Raw genomic sequence first — 17,675 nt, 5'->3', positions numbered from 1 at the left:
CTCACGCCAGCGGCCGGCGCCGGGGATTCGGGTTGCGATCGGCCTCGCCCTCGCCGTGCGCGGCGCGCTCGTAGGCGGTGACGATCCGGCGCACGAGGTCGTGGCGCACGACGTCGACGTCCTTGAACCGCACGCGCCCGATGCCCTCGACACCGTCGAGCACGTTCACGGCCTCGACGAGGCCCGACTTCTGGCCCGGCGGCAGGTCGATCTGGCTGGGATCGCCCGTGATGATCATGCGGGATCCCTCGCCCAGGCGGGTGAGAAACATCTTCATCTGCATCGAGGTCGTGTTCTGCGCCTCGTCCAGGAGCACCACCGCGTTGGTCAGGGTGCGCCCGCGCATGAAGGCCAGCGGCGCGATCTCGATCGTGCCGGTCTGCAGGCCCCGGTCGACATGGCGCGCCTCCATGAAGTCGTAGAGGGCGTCGTAGATCGGCCGCAGGTAGGGATCGACCTTCTCGCGCATGTCGCCCGGCAGGAAGCCCAGGCGCTCGCCGGCTTCGACAGCGGGACGCGATAGGATCAGCCGCTCGGCATGACCCTGCTCGAGCAGCGACACGGCATGGCCGACGGCCAGCCAGGTCTTGCCGGTCCCGGCAGGCCCCTCGGCGAAGACCAGCTCGTTGGTGCGCAGGAGCTTGATGTATGCGTCCTGCGCCTGGTTGCGCGCCCGCACGGCGCCGCGCTTACGGGTGGCGATCTGGTCGAAATGCGGCTTGTCGGCCTCGGCAGCGACCTCGGCGGCCGGAAACAGGGTCGCCTGGGCGGTGGCCTCGCGGATCGCGCCGTCCACGTCGCCGAGCGTCAGCGTGCTGCCGCCGGTGCGCACCCGGGCGTAGAGCTTCTGGAACACCCGCCGCGCGGTCTCCACCGCATCGGCTGGCCCCTTGATGACGAGGTGGTTGCCGAGCGCCGTGGCGGTGACCTCCAGCCGGCGCTCGATATGGGCGACGTTCTGGTCGTACTGGCCGAAGACGAGGCTCGCGAGGCGGTTGTCGTCGAAGGTCAGCGGCACCTCGACCGCCTCGTCCGATCCGGCGGGCCGCGCCGCCGGGCCGCGACCCCGCAGGGCGCCACGCGCGCCCGCACCGTCCGATGCGCTCAAGCCCTCATCCTCGCCATCTTCCTCTCCGTCACGCGGCCGCGGCCTCCGGGACAAGCTGCCCGAACAGGCTGTTGGAGCCCGACTTAATGATCCGCACAGGCACAACCTGTCCGATATGGTGAGACGCGGCGTCGAACTGCACCGCGAGCAGGTGCGGCGTCTTGCCCGCGACCTGCCCTGGATGCCGCCCGGGCTTCTCCACCAGCACGTCGAACACCTGGCCCTCGGCCGCCCGCTGGTAGGCGTGGCGCTGGCTGTCGAGAAGCGCCTGCAGCTCGGCGAGCCGGGCTGCCATCACGGCCTCCGGTACCTGATCGGTGCGGTCGGCGGCCGGCGTGCCGGGGCGCGGGCTGTACTTGAACGAGAACGCGCTCTCGAAGCCGACATCGCGCACGAGCCGCAGGGTCTCGGCGAAATCCGCGTCGGTCTCGCCGGGGAAGCCGACGATGAAGTCCGACGACAGGGCGATGTCGGGCCGCGCGGCCCGGACCCGGTCGATCAGCCGGCGATACGCGTCGCCGGTGTGCTTGCGGTTCATCGCGGCGAGGATCCGATCCGAGCCCGACTGCACCGGCAGGTGCAGGTAGGGCATCAGGGCCGGCACTTCGGCATGGGCCCGGATCAGCGCGTCGTCGAAGTCGTTCGGGTGGCTCGTCGTGTAGCGGATCCGCGCGATGCCGGGGATCCGGGCCACGGCGCGCACCAATTCGGCGAGCCCGACAGGGGCATCATCTGGGCCGTCCCCGTGATAGGCGTTGACGTTCTGGCCGATGAGCGTGATCTCGCGCACGCCCGCTTCGGCGAGCTTCTCGGCCTCGGCGAGCACGGCCGCGACCGGCCGCGAGACCTCGGCGCCGCGGGTGTAGGGGACGACACAGAAGGCGCAGAACTTGTCGCAGCCTTCCTGCACGGTGAGGAAGGCCGACGCCCCGAGGGTCCGCCGCCGAGGCAGATGGTTGAACTTGTCCTCGATCGGAAATTCGGTGTCGACGACGCGGCGCTCGCGGGACCGGGTCAGCAGGTCCGGCAGGCGGTGGTAGCTCTGGGGGCCGACCACGACGTCGACGGCGGGCTGGCGCGCCTGGATCTCGGCGCCCTCGGCCTGGGCGACGCAGCCGGCCACGACGATGCGCGTATCAAGACCTTTCGCCTTCCGCTCGCCCTTCAGGACGCGCAGGCGACCGAGCTCGGAATAGACCTTCTCGGCGGCCTTCTCGCGGATGTGGCAGGTGTTGAGGACCACGACATCCGCATCCTCCACCGAGTCGGTCGCCGTATAGCCCTCAGCGCCGAGAACGTCGGCCATGCGGGCCGCGTCGTAGGCGTTCATCTGACAACCGTAGGATTTGACGAAAGCCTTCTTCAACGCGCGCCGTCCTGAACCAGTCCGCTTTGATCCTCACGGCCGCCCCGCGAGGGCAGGCCGGCGGTGGCCTGTAGCACGGATCGCACGGGCCGTCGCGGAGGATGGACATTTGGGGAGCGGCGGGTTTGACTCCTTGCGGAACCAACTCACCCTGTCATTCCGGGACTGCGAAGCAGGACCCGGAATCCAGAGCCGCTGTCGGCGCCAGGACTTGCCACGTCGGTGGTTCTGGATTCCGGGCTCCGCTATGCGGCCCCGGAATGACAGGGCGACAGAGCTCGAAAGCCGGGCGGGGATCCGTCGTGCGAAAACGTTTCTGCTCCCGGGCAGTCACGCCGGCCGCCCGTGAGCGACCGGCGTGACCCGTCTTACTTCAGTGGGCCGCCGGCGCCGCCGCGGGCAGGTCGATGACCATGTGCTGGAAGAACGGCACGTAGGCCTGCAGCATCACGAACAGGCCGACGAGGCAGGCGAGCGCGATCGAGTGCCAGAACACGAAGCGCAGGATCTTGCCTTCCTGGCCGAAATAACCGGTGGCCGTGGACGCGACAACGATCGACTGGGCGTCGATCATCTTGCCCATCACGCCGCCCGACGAGTTCGCTGCCGCCATCAGCACGCCCGAGAGGCCGAGCTGCTCGGAGGTGATCCGCTGCAGGCCGCCGAACAGCACGTTCGAGGCCGTGTCCGAACCTGTGAGCGCCACGCCGAGCCAGCCGAGCAGCGTCCCGAAGAACGGGTAGAGGATGCCGGTGCCCGCGAAGGCGAGACCAAGCGTGGCATCGACGCCCGCGTAGCGGGTGAGGACGCCGAGCGCGAGCATCGCCGAGATCGTGATCAGCGAGTAGCGTAGGGCCCAGATCGTCTCGAAATAGGCCGTCACAAGGCGCAGCGGCGAGAAGCGCATGATCAGGCCGGAGATGATCGCGGCGATCAGCACTCCCGTGCCGGTGAACGACATGTAGGTGAACAGGAAGACCGCGCTTTCGGGAGCCGGCTTCGGCACCACCGGCGGCACCTTCATGATCACGTTGTGCAGGCCCGGCACCTCGTACTTCCAGGTGAAGAGCGGGTTGACGATGCCCTTGAACCAGCCGGTTCCCCAGACCGCCACGATGACCGAGAGGACGATCCACGGCACCCAGGCTATCAGGATCTCGCCCTGCGACGCCGTGCGGGCACCAACATGAACCGGGGGCGTGCCGGGCACGCCGGCGCCGAGCGCAACCGGACGGGGACCGGCCACGGCCAGCGACGGATCGTGGCCGCGCAGAGCCGGCGAGGTCCAGATCTCGCGGGGCTGCCAGACTTTCAGGAACAGGACCAGCGCGAGCATCGAGGCGAGCGAGGCGCCGATGTCGACGATCCACGGGTTCACGTAGTTCGAGATCAGGAACTGCGCGACCGCGAAGGTGGCGCCGCAAACCAGGATCGGCGGCCACACCCGGATCATGCCGCGGAAGCCCGCAAACACCCAGATCAGCCAGAACGGCACGATTAGCGAGAACAGCGGCAGCTGCCGGCCGATCATCGCGCCGAGGATCTCGGGCGGGTAGCCAGTCACCGAGGCGAGGCCCTGGATCGGAGCGCCGAGCGCCCCGAAGGCGACCGGGGCGGTGTTGGCGATCAGCGACAGGCCCGAGGCGGCGAGCGGCGAGAAGCCGAGGCCGATCAGGATCGCGCCGGTGACGGCCACCGGCGTGCCGAAGCCGCCCGCACCCTCGAAGAAGGCGCCGAACGCGAAGGCGACCAGGAGCAGTTGCAGACGCCGGTCAGCCGTGATTCCGGCGACCGATTGCTGCAGGATCGCGAACCAGCCCTTCTCCACCGTCAGCCGGTAGAGGAAGATGACGTTGAGGATGATCCAACCGATGGGGAAGAAGCCCGTGACCATCCCGAGGATGGCCGCCCGGGTGGCGAGTTCGGTCGGCATGCCGAAGCCGACGATGGCGACCAGCATGGCCAGGCCGAGGGCGATGACGGCCGCGATGTGGGCTTTCACGCGCCCGCTGGCAATCATGGCGAGCAGTGCGATGACCGGCACTGAGGCGGCGATCGTCGAGAGCCAAGCGCTCCCGAACGGATCGTAAACCTGATTCCAGGTTTGCAACGGGCGTCCTCCACAATTCCCGACTGTTCCGGGTTGCGGCCTAGCTAGCAGAGCGGTTCAGCCCGCTCAATGCGCTGCATCATGTATTTCGAGGCCATTTCTACGGAGCTTCGCAGGTACAACCGGATCTAGACACCGGGTTCGGTACGGGCTCTGCCCCTGATCACCGCAAGCGCGGACCTGCTCGGGCACGCGCATCTTGGCCAAACGACAGCTGTCGGCTTTGCTGTAACCTTGGATTGCGACGCGTCGAAAGCCCGGAAGTGCTGCAGGAGCGGCACGATTGTCGAGGGTTACGACATGCGCAGCTGGATCCGTCTCTCCTCCGCCACCCTGCTCGCCGCCGTGGTTGCCGCAGCGCCGGCCCTTGCCGCGGAGGGCCAGGGCAAGGACGCCATGAGCAGGAACGCCATGAGCAAGGACAGCATGGCCAAGGACTCGATGCACAAGGGCAGTTCGGGGAAGCCTGATGCGATGGGAAAGACCGACGCGATGGACAAGAATACCATGAGCCGGCGTGACGGTTCGAAGAAGTAGCGCCGCGCAAGCGCGACGGGAGCAGGTGCGGTCGGAGGACACTCCGGCGCGTCTCGACCTGCCGTGTCGGGCGGGAGGGGGAGCCCGCGCGCAGCGTCAACGTGTGGCCCGCCGGCCCCGGTCAGATCGGCGCGACCTCAGCGCCGCGCAGGCCGAGGTCGGAGGACGCCGGCCTGGTGCCCGGCGCGGGCGCATTGTCTCCGGTCGCCGCACCGACGCCCCGCAGGGCGGCCCGCACCTCGGCCTCGGCGGCGGCCGTGGCCGCCTTCCTGTCGGTGCTGGCCTCGAAGGCGATCGGCGCCCCCCAAACCACATGCACGTCGATGGGACCGCCCTGCACGAAGGCGGCGACGTGCGGCGCGAGCTCCATGTCGCCGTACCAGGCGATGTCGACGCGCTCGGCGCGCGTCACCGGAAGGCCGTTGCGCCGGGGATAGGTGATCGCCAACGGCTGAAGGCGGACCCGACCGCGGCCGGCCTCGGCCTGCAGGGCAGCCCGGGCCGCGCCGACCAGGGAGGAGCGGAACGGCAGGAGCCGGGTGCCATCGCCGGTCGTACCTTCGGCGAACAGCACCACCAGCTCGCCTTCGGCTAGGCGATGTCCCATCGCCGTGCTGACCGCGGCCGTCGCGCCGCGCCGCTGCCGGTCGATGTAGATCGTGCGCTGCAGCGCCGCGAGCGCGCTGATCACCGGCCAGCCGGCGATCTCCGACTTCGCCACGAAGGAGAGCGGGCGCAGCGAGCCGATCGCGACGATGTCGAGCCAGGACACGTGGTTGGCGAGCACCAGAGCCGCCTCGCCGGAGGCGGGCGGCGTCCCGCTCTGCGTCACCCGGACCGAGAACAGGCGCAGGAAGACCCGGTGGAACAGGATCGGCGCCAGGGTCGCGCGGCGGCCCAGGAGCCGCAGGGCCAGCCAGTGCGGCGGTCCCAGGACCGCGAAGGCGAAGGCGAGGGCCGCGACGCGCCAAGCGATGCCGAAACGGCTCACGGCGTCACAGGTCGGCGCTCATCGTCAGCGCGGTCGCCCGGCTGCCGTCGGCCTTGAGATAATAGCCGGTGCGCGCACCGACCTGCCGGAAGCCGTTGCGGGCGTAGAGCCGCAACGCCGGGGCGTTGCCCTCGTCCACCTCCAGATGGACCCGCGCGACGCCGGCGAGCGCGAGGCTCGACAAGTGCTCGCGCAAGAGCTTGCGGCTGTGTCCGCCGCCGCGGAGCGCCGGAGACAGCACGACCGTCAGGATCTCCGCCTCGTCGGCCGCTCGACGCGAGAGCACGAATCCCTGCAGGGTCCCGGTCCGCCATAGGCCGTGTGCCTGGGTCGAGCGCTCGCAGAGCATCCGCTCGAACTCATGCGCATCCCAGGGCCGGGCGAAGGCCGTGGCGTGCAGCCGGGCGAGGGCAAGGGCCTGCGCGGCGTCCGTCAGCGGCGCCACGTAGGGCTCCGGGGTCAGCGCGTCCCACCACGCGAACCACCAATCGAAGGGCCAGAACGGAAGCGGACGCGTCATCGCCGGGCGATCCGCGCGTGGTCCTGGGGCCGCGCATCGGGGCCGCGCAGGTAGAGGGGACGCGCCAGCGCCTGAGCCGGATCGGCCACGAGGCCGAGCGATGCGACGGCGGCGATATCCGGGCCGCCGACACCGGCGACACGGGTGGTCACGCCGCGCTCGGCCAACGCGGTCGCGAGGATCGGCGCTCCAGACCCGGTCAGGACCACCGGCCCGCGTCCGAGCCGCTCGGCGGCCTCTTCGACCGCCAGATGAGCGGGCGCCAAGCCCTCGCCGTGACCCAGCGCCTGGACGTAGACGGCCCCGTGCCGGGCATCGATCGCGGCCGCGATGGTCCCCTCAAAGGTCTCGGCCAGAAGCGGCGCGAGCAGCGCCGAGAGCGTGCCAACACCGACGACAGGCTTTCCGGTCGAGAGCCCGATGGCTCGGGCGGCCGAGAGGCCGACACGCAGTCCGGTGTAGCTGCCCGGTCCGACCGTGACGGCGACGCGATCGATCGCCGCGAAACCACCTTCCACACGGGCGATGACCCGCTCGATCAGCGGCAGCAGGGATTCGGCGTGGCCCCGCGCCATCGGGAGCGTCTCGGCGGAGAGCGGCGCCTCGGCAGCGTCTGCCGTTACGCAGGCGGCGCAATGGTCCAGCGCCGTGTCGATGGCAAGAATACGCACGCTCACTCCCACATGCCGGTCCGGACCGGCCGCCGCCTCCCTGCGGCCCCGAGGGGCGCGAAGAGTCTCAAGCGTTAGAGCAAAACGGCCGTCCCGTCAGCGTCGCGGCGGCGGCAGCACCTGCATCTGCGGTGGAGTGTTGCCGGCTTGCGCCGGTCGGCGCGCCTCTGAGAGGCGCGCCTTCGCGAGTCGCGGCGGTCGCGGTTCCCGACGCTCTGGTGACGCCGGGTCCGATGCCGAACCGCCGCGCGGCGGCCGCCTAGATGGCCTGGACCTCGCGGATCTCCGGCAGGAAGTGCCGGAACAGGTTCTGCACGCCATGCCGGAGGGTCGCCGTCGAGGACGGACAGCCCGAGCAGGCGCCCTTCATCTCCAGGTAGACCACACCCTCCTTGTAGCCGCGGAAGGTGATGTCGCCGCCATCGCCCGCCACCGCCGGCCGGACGCGGGTTTCGAGGAGATCCTTGATGGTCACGACTGTGTCGTGGTCGGCCTCGTCGTAGAACTCGTCGCCGGCCTCGATCTCGCCGTGGCCGCCCTCGGCCATCACCGGCGCGCCGGACTGGAAATGCTCCATGATCGCGCCGAGCACGGCAGGCTTCACCTGCGCCCAGTCGGAGCCGTCTTCCGCCTTGGTGACGGAGATGAAATCGTGCCCGAAATAGACGCCGGACACGCCCGGCACGGCGAACAGCGCCGCCGCGAGCGGCGAGCGGGCGGCAGCCTCGGCGTCACGGGCTTCGAAGGTCGCTTCAGCGAGGACCACGCGGCCGGGCAGGAATTTCAGGGTCGCCGGGTTCGGCGTAGCTTCGGTCTGGATGAACATGATGGGCTTCACTCCGCTGCGCCGGTTCAAGGCCGGCCGGGACAGGCGCCGCGAGGCACCGCCTCTCATGTGGACCGGCGACCGGATTTTCTCAACCTGGGCGTGGGGCCGGGAGAGTGGACATTCCGCCGATCCCACGACAGGACGGCACCAATCATGGTGCCAGAGGAGCCGGCTTTGGATGTGACCGGGGACGAGACGCGCGCGCAGGATCTGGCGACAGAGCTGCGCGCGGTTCAGGCCAGGCTCGAGGCCGCCCTGGCAGAGGCGGCGTCCTTGAAGGTGCTGCTCGCCGTGCGCACGCACCAGCACGATCAGACCTGGCAGGCCAGACAGCGCCTCGCGGCGGAACGCGACGCCGCCGGCGCCCAGGTGGCCGCGCTTGCCGCGGAGTGCGAGGCGGCCGCGTCGCGGTCCGCGGAGGCCGTGGCCGAAGCCGACGAGCGCGCCGAGGCGATCCGCACGGTTCTGAGCGCCGTCCTCGCGAGCATCGGTGCACGCGCCCTCGATCGCCGACGGTTCCAGGATCTCATCGCCCGCGCCGGGCGTGAGGCGCCCGATCAGGGTCCCGGCGCCGCACGGCATGCCGTGCTGCTGACCGAGGCGCGTCGCGTCCTGGGGATCCCCAGCCAGGGATCCTGAGACCGCACGATGGCTTGCGCGTGTCGGGCGAGCCCTCGTCACCACGGGGGACCTGAACCCGCGCCGAGGCCATTGGACGGGGAGGTGTTCCGGCACGTAGTCCCCGCGGCGTTGTCCGTCGGCGGAAGCACTCGCGGTGCTGCTCCGTACCCTGCGTCGCGCGGCGAACAGCAGGGTTAACCGACGCTTAACCCTCGCCTCCCATCGTTGCATGCGGGACGTTGAGGAGATCACCGCATGCAGATCAGCGAGCACCACGTGCGCGAATGCGCGTACTACATCTGGGAGAACGAGGGCCGGATTCACGGGCAGGCCGCCGCGCATTGGCTCCGCGCCGAAGCCGAGCTGCGCGCCAACGCCATGCTGGCGGCCGGCGTCGCCGCCGAGGCGACCGTGAAGGCTGCGGCCCCGAGGGCTGCCAAGTCCGCGACCAAGACCACGACCAAGACCGCCGCCAAGGCTCCTGCGAAGGCCGTCGCGTCCAAGGACACCGCCGCGAAGGTCGCCGCACCGAAGCCCGCCCCCAAGGCAGCCGCCAAGCCGGCCGCGCCGAAGCCTGCCCGGGCCTCCAAGGCCGCCGTGACGGCGGGCCTCGCCGCCAAGGCGAAGCCCGCGCGCGCTCCGGCCTCGATGCACTGAAGCGCCCGCGCTTCGGCGCGACCGAGCATTCAACGGAAGCCCGCCCTGCGACCCGGGGCGGGCTTCCGCCGTTTAGGCGGCCAGCGACGGAACAGGCCGGTCTCCATCCGGTTGACTGCGCTAATGCGGGCGCCGTGCACCGCGATGAGGCTGCGATGCGCGCGGTGATCTTCGACATCGATGGGACCTTGCTCGACAGCGTCGATCTGCACGCACGCGCCTGGGTCGAGGCGTTCGCGCATTTCGGCGTGGAGACCGACCCGGCGGAGGTCCGCAGCCAGATCGGCAAGGGCGGCGACGAGTTGATGCCCGTCTTCCTTCCGCAGGCGCGGATCGACCGTGAAGGGAAAACGATCGAGGCGTACCGCTCGGACCTCTTCAAGCAGAAGTACCTGCCCGAGGTTCGACCGTTCCCCGGTGTCCGCGCGCTGTTCGAACGGATCCGCGAGGCTGGCTTGAAGATCGCCCTGGCATCCTCGGGCAAGCGCGCCGAGGTCGAGCGCTACACGGAGATTTTGGAGATCGGCGACCTCGTCGACGTCGCCACCAGCTCGGACGACGCGGACCGCTCGAAGCCACATCCGGACATCTTCGAAGCGGCGCTGAAGAAGCTCGACGGGATCCCGCCAAGCGCGATCATCGTCATCGGCGACACCCCGTACGACGCCGAGGCAGCCGCGAAAGCGGGCCTGCGCACGATCGGCGTGCTCTGCGGCGGCTTCCCGGAAGCGGACCTTTCCGCCGCGGGCTGCGTGGCGATCTACCGCGATCCGCAGGATCTGCTCGACGGGTTCGAGCAGTCCTTGCTGGCAACCAGCTGAACGGCCGCCCTGGCAAGCCATCGCCGCGTATTACGCACCGTCATCCACAGTTTCCCGCCATGCTGTTGCGCTGCGGTAACGGAGCATGATGCCGGCTACGCAATTCGACGAAAGGGGCTGGTGTCACCCGGCCGAAAGGCGTAGCGAGCCGCCCGCCAATCTGGATCCTTTCGAAGGACGAGTGCCTCGTATGCCCCAGACTCACCAGGTCAGCCCGGCCTTGCGCTTCGTGCCGGGAGCCAAGACCCTGCCGGAGCAGATCGCAGAGGCGGTCGGCAGCCGATCAACGCCCTTGAGCCAGCTCCTCCGCCTGATGGCGGCGCTGGAGGCGGAGGGCGGCAACGAGGCGCTGCGCCTTCAGCTGCGCGCCCGGATCGGCGCGCCGCTCAACGCCTGAATGCAAAATCCCGCGCGTCAGTGCCGCCGATGTCGGTGACGATGTCGGCGGCCTGATCGCCGCGCGGTCTGGACCGAGGCTGGGCTGATCCGCTTCATGCAGGTGAAGTAGATCTGCCGCCCGACCTCCTCAATCGCCAGACCGCTTGGATTCGGCGCGGAGAAGACCTTCGCGCGCGCCTCCATCCGGCAGGCCGCGTCCTCGGGACTGCGGATCGGCGGCTCGGCATGCGCCGACCCGACCCACAGGATCGATCCCATGAGGATCCCGGACGCGATCGATGCGGGACGCGTCCCTCTCCACCAAATATTCGGCATACGGAATGCTGTCCTCACGCGGTCGAAAGGCAGAAATAGAGCACCTTCGCGACCCGTGAAGCTTCGTCAGACTGCTGGCCTGGGTCGGCGGGCCCGCCGCGAGCCAGGATCACGGCACGATCCAGAGGCACCGGCCCGCGCCGGCAATGGTCATGCATTCATAGGGTGCGCCGCCGATCATCGCTCGCTGTTCCACGGTCCCGATCTCGCGGCGCGCGATCCGGCGGCATCCGGCCTCCGACGGGCCTTGGTGCCCCGACCCGGCAGCATCGATCCGGCGCGCGGCCAGCAGGGTGTCGCAGGCCGTGACGTCTGCCGCCGGAGCGCAGGCGCCGCTCGACCAGAGCACGACAGGCGCGATCACCAGAACCAGTCGGGACATCATGTTAGTCTCGTCGGAGGGCCGCGTCGGCTGTGGTCAACCTTGCGGCGGCCCTCAACGCAGGGGCATGCGCGAAGGTTGCCGATCGCACAGCTCCACAAATGCAACGACGCCCGCTTTGTGGGCGGGCGTCGTTTGATCGCGAGACTTCGGATGGATGCCGATCAGCGCTTGATCTTGGCCTTTGCCTTCCGGGCGGCGTAACGGGCGTCGCGCTGCGCCTTCTTGGCCTCAAGGTCAGCCGACTTGCGCTCCTGCGCGGCGGCGAGTTCGGCCGCCTCGCGGGCGAGTTGCGCGGCGAGCTCGGCCTCCTCGCGCTGGCGCTTCTCCTCGGCGGCCTTCAGCTCGGCGGCGATGCGAGCCGCCTCGCGCTCACGGGCGCGCTCCTCACGCGCCTGCGCGACCTCGGCCCGAGCCTTGGCTTTGGCAATCACCTCCGGGTCATCGGCCGGCGGACGAGCCTTGAATTTGGCCAGCAGTGCGGCCTTGGCATTCTGGGAGTTCTGGCGACGGTCGTCGAAGTTCCTGTAGTCGAATGCGCTCATCTGACCTTTCTCGGTTAATACGCTTGGCGTGTCCCAGGGACTTCCGGCACAGCCGGTCACGTCGTCTCTGCAAGCCCCCATGGCGTCCCTGGCCATTGGAACCGCACCGATCCATCGATTCTACCGATGGTCAGACCCGAGCGCTGGCCCACGCCGGAGCGCTCGGGTCTGACCACATGCCGAAAACGGAAAGCCCTTAACCAGAGCGGCGTGTCCTACGCAATCGCGTCGATCCGCGCCCAACGGGTGCAATGCGACAATCCTGGCAATCTCTGTATGGATTTCGCAGACCGGTGCCGAAAAACCTCAAGGCATCCAGGGCCCACCTGTCGGGAACAGAGTACGAGGTCATGCCGCTCTCTGATTGCCATCTTCAGATAGGTCGCCCAAGGATGAGCGGCAAGGTTGAAGGGCTGTCTCACCAGCGTTGCTCGATGCGTACAAAGGTGAGCCCGAGCCCGATGCGGGATTGCGGACACGCTCAACAGCAAAGCGCTGTGGCCGCAGCGCATTCGCAAGCAGCAACCCACGTCTGCAAATTTCACATCGGATATTTGATCGCTGTACAAGCCATTGATCGCTGCTGGCTGCCTGTGATGTCGATCGACCCTCGCCCCGGCTTTCCAGGCGACGGGCGGCATCTGGGGCGGAGCTGACCGTGCAAGCACGAACGCCAGCCACATGGTTGGCCCAGTCAGGCCGCAGGTGGACCTGAAAGCGGCGTGGCTCCAGGAAGCCTCAGAATGATCGGCCGCTAAGCCAACAGAGGAACGCCGAGCGAACGCCTACGAAATAGGCAAACCGCGGTGGTGGTTCCATCTCGCTCGAAGGGCGCGCTATTCTGCTGCAAAATGAGGCATACTCGGTGAAAGTCCGAAAAACGCCGTCGGCGGCATGAGCCCTGCTAAAGATCAGTCCCGGCAGCGTACCAAGGACAGCGCGAGAACCCCGATGCCCGACCCATCCGCCACCTTCGATCCTGAAGCTTATGCCGCAGCCGCGACCCCGCTGCTCGGGCTGTCCCTCGATCCACGCTGGATGGATTCCGTCACCGCCAACCTCCGCGTTCTGGCGAAAGCCGCCGAGCTGGTGAGCGATTTCCCGCTTGCCGACGAGGTCGAAGCTGCGCCGACCTTCGAGGCATGAGCGCGCCCCAGCCCCTGAGCGCGGTGGCGCTCGCCAACGCGGTCAATCGTCGGCAGCGCAGCGCGCGGGACGTCGTGGCCGAGGCTCTGGCTCGGATCAGGCGCCACGACCCATCCGTCAATGCCTTCACCGACCTGCTTGACGGGCGTGCGCTGGCGCAGGCGGACGCGCTCGATGACGCCCTGAACGGGGGCGGCCTGCCCAAACCGCTCGCGGGCGTGCCCTTCGCGGTGAAGAACCTGATCGACATCACGGGCCTGCCGACCCGTGCAGGCTCGAAGATCAACCGGGAGCGACCGCCGGCCAGCCGTGACGGCACCCTTGTTCGGCGCCTGGAGGCGGCCGGGGCGATCCTGGTCGGCGCCCTCAACATGGGGGAATACGCCTACGACTTCACCGGCGAGAACGTCCACGACGGTGACGCGCACAACCCGCACGCCCTCGGTCACATGACCGGCGGCTCGTCCGGGGGCTCCGGGGCGGCCGTCGCCGCCGGGATGGTGCCGCTGACGCTCGGCTCCGACACGAACGGCTCGATTCGCGTTCCCGCCGCCTTCTGCGGCTGCTTCGGGCTAAAGCCGACCTATGGGCGGCTCAGCCGCGCGGGGAGCTTCCCCTTCGTCGGCAGCCTCGACCATCTCGGTCCGATGGCCCGGAGCGTGAGCGACCTCGCGCTCGCCTATGACGCCATGCAGGGTCCGGATCCGGACGACCCCGTCGCGACGACCCGACCGCCGGAGCCCGCCATGCCGGCCCTTGAAACGGGGATCGACGGACTGCGGATTGCGGTGGCGGGAGGCTACTTCGCGCGCGGCGGCGATCCGGAAGCCTTCGCCGCGGTGGCGCGCGTCGCTGAGGCCCTCGGCGTGCGCCGCACCGTCGAACTTCCCGAAGCGGCACGCGCCCGCGCGGCCGCCTACCTCATCACCGCCGCCGAGGGTGCGACGCTCCATCTCGACCGCCTGCGCACCCGACCGCAGGATTTCGACCCGGCCGTGCGCGACCGGCTGATTGCCGGGGCGATGCTACCTGCGCCCCATGTCGAGCGGGCGCAGCGATTCCGCCGCTGGTACCGGGCGCGCGTGCTCGACGTGTTCGACACCGTCGATGTGATCTTGGCCCCGACCACGCCGTGCCGGGCACCGAAGGGTGGCCAGACGCATTTCGTCCTCGACGGCGTGACGCTGCCCGTTCGGGCCAATATCGGTGTGTTCACGCAGCCGATCTCGTTCATCGGCCTGCCCGTGGTGGCGGCGCCGGTCTGGCTCGATGACGGGTTGCCGCTCGGCGTGCAGGTGATTGCCGCCCCCTGGCGCGAGGATCTCGCCCTGCGCGTCGCGCGCCATCTCGAACGGACCGGCATCTGCACGGCACCCATCGCGGAGCTCGCCTGATGATCATCGACGATCCCGCCGTCAGAGCCGAGGTCGAGGCCGCCTTCCGGTCCTACGAGACTGCGCTCACCACCAACGACGTCCCGACCCTGGAGGCGCTGTTTCGGGACGATCCGCTGACCATCCGCTACGGGATCGGCGAGAACCTGTACGGCATGGACGCGATCCGCGCCTTCCGCCGGGCCCGCTCGCCGGTGGGCCTGGAGCGCGTTCTGGCGCAGACGCAGATCACCACCTACGGGCGCGACTTCGCCACCGCCATGACGCTGTTCACCCGCACGAGCGTGCCCGGAAAGATCGGCCGGCAGAGCCAGACCTGGGTCCGCTTCCCGGAGGGCTGGCGGGTGGTCGCCGCCCATGTGAGCCTGATCGACGCCGAATAGGCGCCGGACAGCCCCGGCACGCGGTGCGGACTGACTGGCCGCGGGCTTGCATACGGTCGAGCGTACCCCGGGCCCGTCAGGCTCGGACCAACGCGAGTACCCGACCCAAGATGCTGTCCCGTTTGAGAAATCTCGGCGCCCGTGCGGCGCTGGCCGGTGTCCTGGCGCTCTCCGCGAGCACCGCCGCCCTCGCGCAGGGAACGCTGCGGATCGGCATGACCGCCTCCGACATCCCGCTGACCACCGGCCAGACCGACAATGGCGGCGAGGGCATGCGGTTCCTCGGTTACACGGTCTATGACGGCCTGATTGATTGGGACCTGTCGAGCGCAGAACGCGCTTCCGACCTCGTCCCCGGCCTCGCCAGCAGCTGGGGCGTCGACGCCGCCGACAAGACCAAGTGGACGTTCAAGCTCCGGCCGGGCGTCAAATTCCACGACGGCTCCGACTTCACCGCCGACGCGGTGGTCTGGAACCTCGACAAGCTCCTGAAGGCCGACGCGCCGCAATACGACCCGCGCCAGTCCGCGCAGGGCAAGACCCGCATCCCGGCCGTGGCCAGCTACCGCGCGGTCGATCCCATGACCGTCGAGATCACCACCAAGGCGCCGGACGCGACGCTGCCCTACCAGATCGCCTGGATCATGATGTCGTCGCCGGCCCAGTGGGAGAAGCTCGGCAAGTCCTGGGACGCCTTCGCCAAGCAGCCCTCGGGCACCGGCCCGTGGAAGCTGACCCTGTTCGCCCCGCGCGAGCGCGCCGAGATGGTGCCGTTCAAGGAATACTGGGACACGAACCGCGTCCCGAAGCTCGACAAGCTCGTGCTGATCCCGCTGCCCGAGGCCAATGCCCGGACCGCGGCCCTGCGCTCCGGTCAGGTGGACTGGATCGAGGCGCCGGCACCCGATTCCGTGGCCTCGCTCAAGAGCGCCGGCTTCACCATCGTCACCAACGCCTATCCGCATAATTGGACGTGGCACCTGTCGCGGGTCGAAGGCTCGCCCTGGAACGACATCCGCGTCCGCAAGGCCGCGAACCTCGCCATCGACCGCGATGGGCTGAAGGAGCTGCTCGGCGGCCTCGCGATCCCCGCCAAGGGCTTCATGCCGCCCGGCCACCAGTGGTTCGGCCACCCGACCTTCGACGTGAAGTACGATCCCGACGCCGCCAAGAAGCTGCTCGCCGAGGCCGGCTACAGCCCGGCGAAGCCGCTGAAGCTGAAGGTCGCGATCTCGGCCTCGGGCTCGGGCCAGATGCAGCCGCTGCCGATGAACGAGTTCGTCCAGCAGAACCTCGCCGACGTGGGCATCCAGGTCGATTACGAGGTGGTCGAGTGGAACACGCTGATCAACATCTGGCGGGCCGGCGCCAAGGCCGACATCTCGCGCGGCGTTTCGGCGATCAACTACTCGTACTTCATCCAGGACCCGTTCACCGGCTTCATCCGCCACCTGCAGTGCAACTTCGCCCCGCCGAACGGCACGAACTGGGGCTATTACTGCGATCCGGCGATGGACAAGCTGTTCGATCAGGTCCGCAACACCTTCGACAAGGCCGAACAGACGAAGGTTCTGGAGAAGATCCACGAGAAGTACGTTGACGATGCGCTGTTCATCATGATCACGCACGACGTAAACCCGCGGGCAATGAGCCCCAAGGTGAAGGGCTTCGTTCAGGCGCAGAACTGGTTCCAGGATTTCTCGAAGATCACCATCGCGACGGCGGGGCGGTAGTCGGGCCAGAGATCTCTCCTCCCCTGGCGATCCCCGGCCTGCCCGGGTTCGCTCAAGCTTGCGGGGAGGAGCCGAAGGTGGAGGTGATGCAGGATCGCGCGATCGGGTTCCTTGAGCGCCACTCCCACCCCTGACCCCTCTCCGCAAAGGGGAGGGGAGTTGCCTCGGCTGTGTCGACAACAGGTCCTTGAATGCTCCTCTACATCCTCAAACGACTGGTCTACGTGACCCCCGTGGCGTTCGGGGTCAGCGTCGTCTGCTTCCTCCTCGTCCACCTCGCGCCGGGCGATCCCCTGAGCGCCGTGCTGCCGGCCGACGCAACCCAGGCGACCATCGACGAGATGCGGGCCGCCTACGGCTTCGATAAGCCGCTGCCGGTCCAGTACCTGATCTGGCTGTGGCACGTGCTGCACGGCGATCTCGGGGTCTCGATCGCCACCGGACGGCCGGTGCTGGGCGAGGTCAGCCGCGCCGTGGTGAACTCGCTGATCCTCGCCTCGGTGGCGACCGTGATCGGCTTCACCTTCGGGACGCTGTTCGGCTTCGTGGCCGGCTATCACCGGAACTCGCTGGCAGACCGGGCGGCCTCGGCCCTCTCGGTCTTCGGCGTGAGCGTGCCGCATTACTGGCTCGGCATGGTGCTGGTGATCGTGTTCTCGGCCACCCTCGGCTGGCTGCCGCCGACCGGCGCCGGGCCCGATGGCTCGGGCAACTGGCGGCCCGATTTCGATCATCTGCGCTACCTGATCCTGCCCGCGGTCACGATGTCGGTGATCCCGATGGGCATCATCGCCCGCACGGTCCGGGCGCTCGTCGCCGACATCCTGTCCCAGGACTTCGTCGAGGCCCTCCGCGCCAAGGGCATGGATGAGCGCGGCGTGTTCCGGCACGTCGTGCGCAACGCCGCCCCGACGGCGCTCGCCATCATGGGCCTGCAGCTCGGCTACCTGCTCGGCGGCTCGATCCTGGTCGAGACCGTGTTCGCGTGGCCGGGCACCGGCTTCCTCCTCAACGCCGCGATCTTCCAGCGCGACCTGCCCCTGCTCCAGGGCTCGATCCTCGTGCTGGCGATGTTCTTCGTGGTCCTCAACCTCCTGGTGGACGTGATGCAGACCGCCCTCGACCCGCGCATCGAGCGCGCCTGAGC

General features: G+C 69.0%; 20 protein-coding genes. 10 read left to right on the top strand and 10 right to left on the bottom strand.

What is annotated here, in order from left to right:
• Position 1: 1 nt before the first annotated feature.
• The 3 genes from AC3WSN_RS12335 to AC3WSN_RS12325 all read right to left on the bottom strand — a co-directional run bounded on the left by AC3WSN_RS12335 (position 2) and on the right by AC3WSN_RS12325 (position 4,584).
• Entirely contained in the window at positions 2-1,108 is a 1,107-nt protein-coding gene (locus tag AC3WSN_RS12335; RefSeq protein ID WP_192708964.1) for a PhoH family protein, read from the bottom strand.
• Positions 1,109-1,136: 28 nt separating this feature from the next.
• The gene (gene miaB / locus AC3WSN_RS12330; RefSeq protein WP_492538289.1) at positions 1,137-2,474 is read right to left on the bottom strand and encodes a tRNA (N6-isopentenyl adenosine(37)-C2)-methylthiotransferase MiaB; all 1,338 of its coding nucleotides are present in this window, start codon (positions 2,472-2,474) and stop codon (positions 1,137-1,139) included.
• Between the two features lie 373 nt (positions 2,475-2,847).
• Positions 2,848-4,584: an L-lactate permease gene (locus AC3WSN_RS12325; RefSeq protein ID WP_492538288.1), complete on the bottom strand. Its 1,737-nt coding sequence runs from the start codon at positions 4,582-4,584 to the stop codon at positions 2,848-2,850.
• 300 nt (positions 4,585-4,884) lie between these two features.
• On the opposite strand from AC3WSN_RS12325, the gene AC3WSN_RS12320 reads away from it, so the two are divergent.
• Positions 4,885-5,121 (top strand): pentapeptide MXKDX repeat protein, encoded by a 237-nt coding sequence (locus tag AC3WSN_RS12320; RefSeq protein WP_492538286.1) that lies wholly within the window; start codon positions 4,885-4,887, stop codon positions 5,119-5,121.
• A 121-nt stretch (positions 5,122-5,242) separates the two neighbouring features.
• Here AC3WSN_RS12320 and AC3WSN_RS12315 read toward each other — a convergent pair whose 3' ends face one another.
• The 4 genes from AC3WSN_RS12315 to AC3WSN_RS12300 form a co-directional block, all read right to left on the bottom strand.
• Entirely contained in the window at positions 5,243-6,112 is an 870-nt protein-coding gene (locus AC3WSN_RS12315; RefSeq protein WP_492538284.1) for a lysophospholipid acyltransferase family protein, read from the bottom strand.
• A gap of 4 nt (positions 6,113-6,116) precedes the next feature.
• Positions 6,117-6,632 (bottom strand): GNAT family N-acetyltransferase, encoded by a 516-nt coding sequence (locus AC3WSN_RS12310; RefSeq protein WP_492538282.1) that lies wholly within the window; start codon positions 6,630-6,632, stop codon positions 6,117-6,119.
• Positions 6,629-7,303, bottom strand: coding sequence for a tRNA (adenosine(37)-N6)-threonylcarbamoyltransferase complex dimerization subunit type 1 TsaB (gene tsaB / locus AC3WSN_RS12305; RefSeq protein WP_492538280.1), 675 nt, complete (start codon positions 7,301-7,303; stop codon positions 6,629-6,631). Before tsaB ends, AC3WSN_RS12310 begins: the two co-directional genes overlap by 4 nt.
• A 259-nt stretch (positions 7,304-7,562) precedes the next feature.
• Positions 7,563-8,129: a NifU family protein gene (locus AC3WSN_RS12300; protein WP_192708957.1), complete on the bottom strand. Its 567-nt coding sequence runs from the start codon at positions 8,127-8,129 to the stop codon at positions 7,563-7,565.
• 69 nt (positions 8,130-8,198) lie between these two features.
• Here AC3WSN_RS12300 and AC3WSN_RS12295 point away from each other — a divergent pair, with 69 nt between their 5' ends.
• From AC3WSN_RS12295 to AC3WSN_RS12280, 4 genes are all read left to right on the top strand, one after another.
• Positions 8,199-8,771: an atp-dependent helicase gene (locus tag AC3WSN_RS12295; protein WP_492538278.1), complete on the top strand. Its 573-nt coding sequence runs from the start codon at positions 8,199-8,201 to the stop codon at positions 8,769-8,771.
• 237 nt (positions 8,772-9,008) lie between these two features.
• On the top strand, positions 9,009-9,410 hold the full coding sequence (locus AC3WSN_RS12290; RefSeq protein ID WP_492538276.1) for a DUF2934 domain-containing protein: 402 nt from the start codon (positions 9,009-9,011) through the stop codon (positions 9,408-9,410).
• A gap of 155 nt (positions 9,411-9,565) precedes the next feature.
• Positions 9,566-10,231: an HAD family hydrolase gene (locus tag AC3WSN_RS12285; protein ID WP_492538274.1), complete on the top strand. Its 666-nt coding sequence runs from the start codon at positions 9,566-9,568 to the stop codon at positions 10,229-10,231.
• A 190-nt stretch (positions 10,232-10,421) separates the two neighbouring features.
• Complete coding sequence (locus tag AC3WSN_RS12280) at positions 10,422-10,628, top strand: hypothetical protein (protein WP_492538272.1); 207 nt, start codon at positions 10,422-10,424, stop codon at positions 10,626-10,628.
• 17 nt (positions 10,629-10,645) lie between these two features.
• On the opposite strand, the gene AC3WSN_RS12275 is transcribed toward AC3WSN_RS12280, so the two are convergent.
• The 3 genes from AC3WSN_RS12275 to AC3WSN_RS12265 all read right to left on the bottom strand — a co-directional run bounded on the left by AC3WSN_RS12275 (position 10,646) and on the right by AC3WSN_RS12265 (position 11,872).
• Positions 10,646-10,888, bottom strand: a complete 243-nt coding sequence (locus tag AC3WSN_RS12275) for a hypothetical protein (protein ID WP_373622614.1) — start codon at positions 10,886-10,888, stop codon at positions 10,646-10,648.
• A gap of 166 nt (positions 10,889-11,054) precedes the next feature.
• On the bottom strand, positions 11,055-11,330 hold the full coding sequence (locus tag AC3WSN_RS12270) for a hypothetical protein (protein WP_492538270.1): 276 nt from the start codon (positions 11,328-11,330) through the stop codon (positions 11,055-11,057).
• A gap of 161 nt (positions 11,331-11,491) precedes the next feature.
• Entirely contained in the window at positions 11,492-11,872 is a 381-nt protein-coding gene (locus AC3WSN_RS12265) for a DUF6481 family protein (RefSeq protein ID WP_192708952.1), read from the bottom strand.
• A gap of 951 nt (positions 11,873-12,823) precedes the next feature.
• Between AC3WSN_RS12265 and AC3WSN_RS12260 the strand changes: the two genes are divergently transcribed.
• The 5 genes from AC3WSN_RS12260 (at position 12,824) to AC3WSN_RS12240 (ending at position 17,673) form a co-directional block, all read left to right on the top strand.
• Positions 12,824-13,018 (top strand): DUF4089 domain-containing protein, encoded by a 195-nt coding sequence (locus tag AC3WSN_RS12260; protein WP_192708951.1) that lies wholly within the window; start codon positions 12,824-12,826, stop codon positions 13,016-13,018.
• Positions 13,015-14,412 (top strand): AtzE family amidohydrolase, encoded by a 1,398-nt coding sequence (locus AC3WSN_RS12255; protein WP_492538268.1) that lies wholly within the window; start codon positions 13,015-13,017, stop codon positions 14,410-14,412. The genes AC3WSN_RS12260 and AC3WSN_RS12255 overlap by 4 nt, the downstream gene beginning before the upstream one ends.
• Positions 14,412-14,795, top strand: coding sequence for an oxalurate catabolism protein HpxZ (hpxZ, locus tag AC3WSN_RS12250; RefSeq protein ID WP_192708949.1), 384 nt, complete (start codon positions 14,412-14,414; stop codon positions 14,793-14,795). The genes AC3WSN_RS12255 and hpxZ overlap by 1 nt, the downstream gene beginning before the upstream one ends.
• A gap of 110 nt (positions 14,796-14,905) precedes the next feature.
• Positions 14,906-16,528 carry an ABC transporter substrate-binding protein gene (locus AC3WSN_RS12245; RefSeq protein ID WP_492538266.1) on the top strand — a complete coding sequence of 541 codons (1,623 nt, stop codon included), beginning with the start codon at positions 14,906-14,908 and terminating at the stop codon, positions 16,526-16,528.
• A gap of 191 nt (positions 16,529-16,719) precedes the next feature.
• Positions 16,720-17,673 carry an ABC transporter permease gene (locus AC3WSN_RS12240; protein ID WP_192708947.1) on the top strand — a complete coding sequence of 318 codons (954 nt, stop codon included), beginning with the start codon at positions 16,720-16,722 and terminating at the stop codon, positions 17,671-17,673.
• Positions 17,674-17,675 lie beyond the last annotated feature (2 nt).

It is taken from the genome of Methylobacterium sp. FW102-HT35C08, from assembly GCF_058790235.1.
The sequence above is the reverse complement of the archived record's forward strand: the minus strand, read 5'-3'. Positions and strand labels throughout refer to the sequence as shown.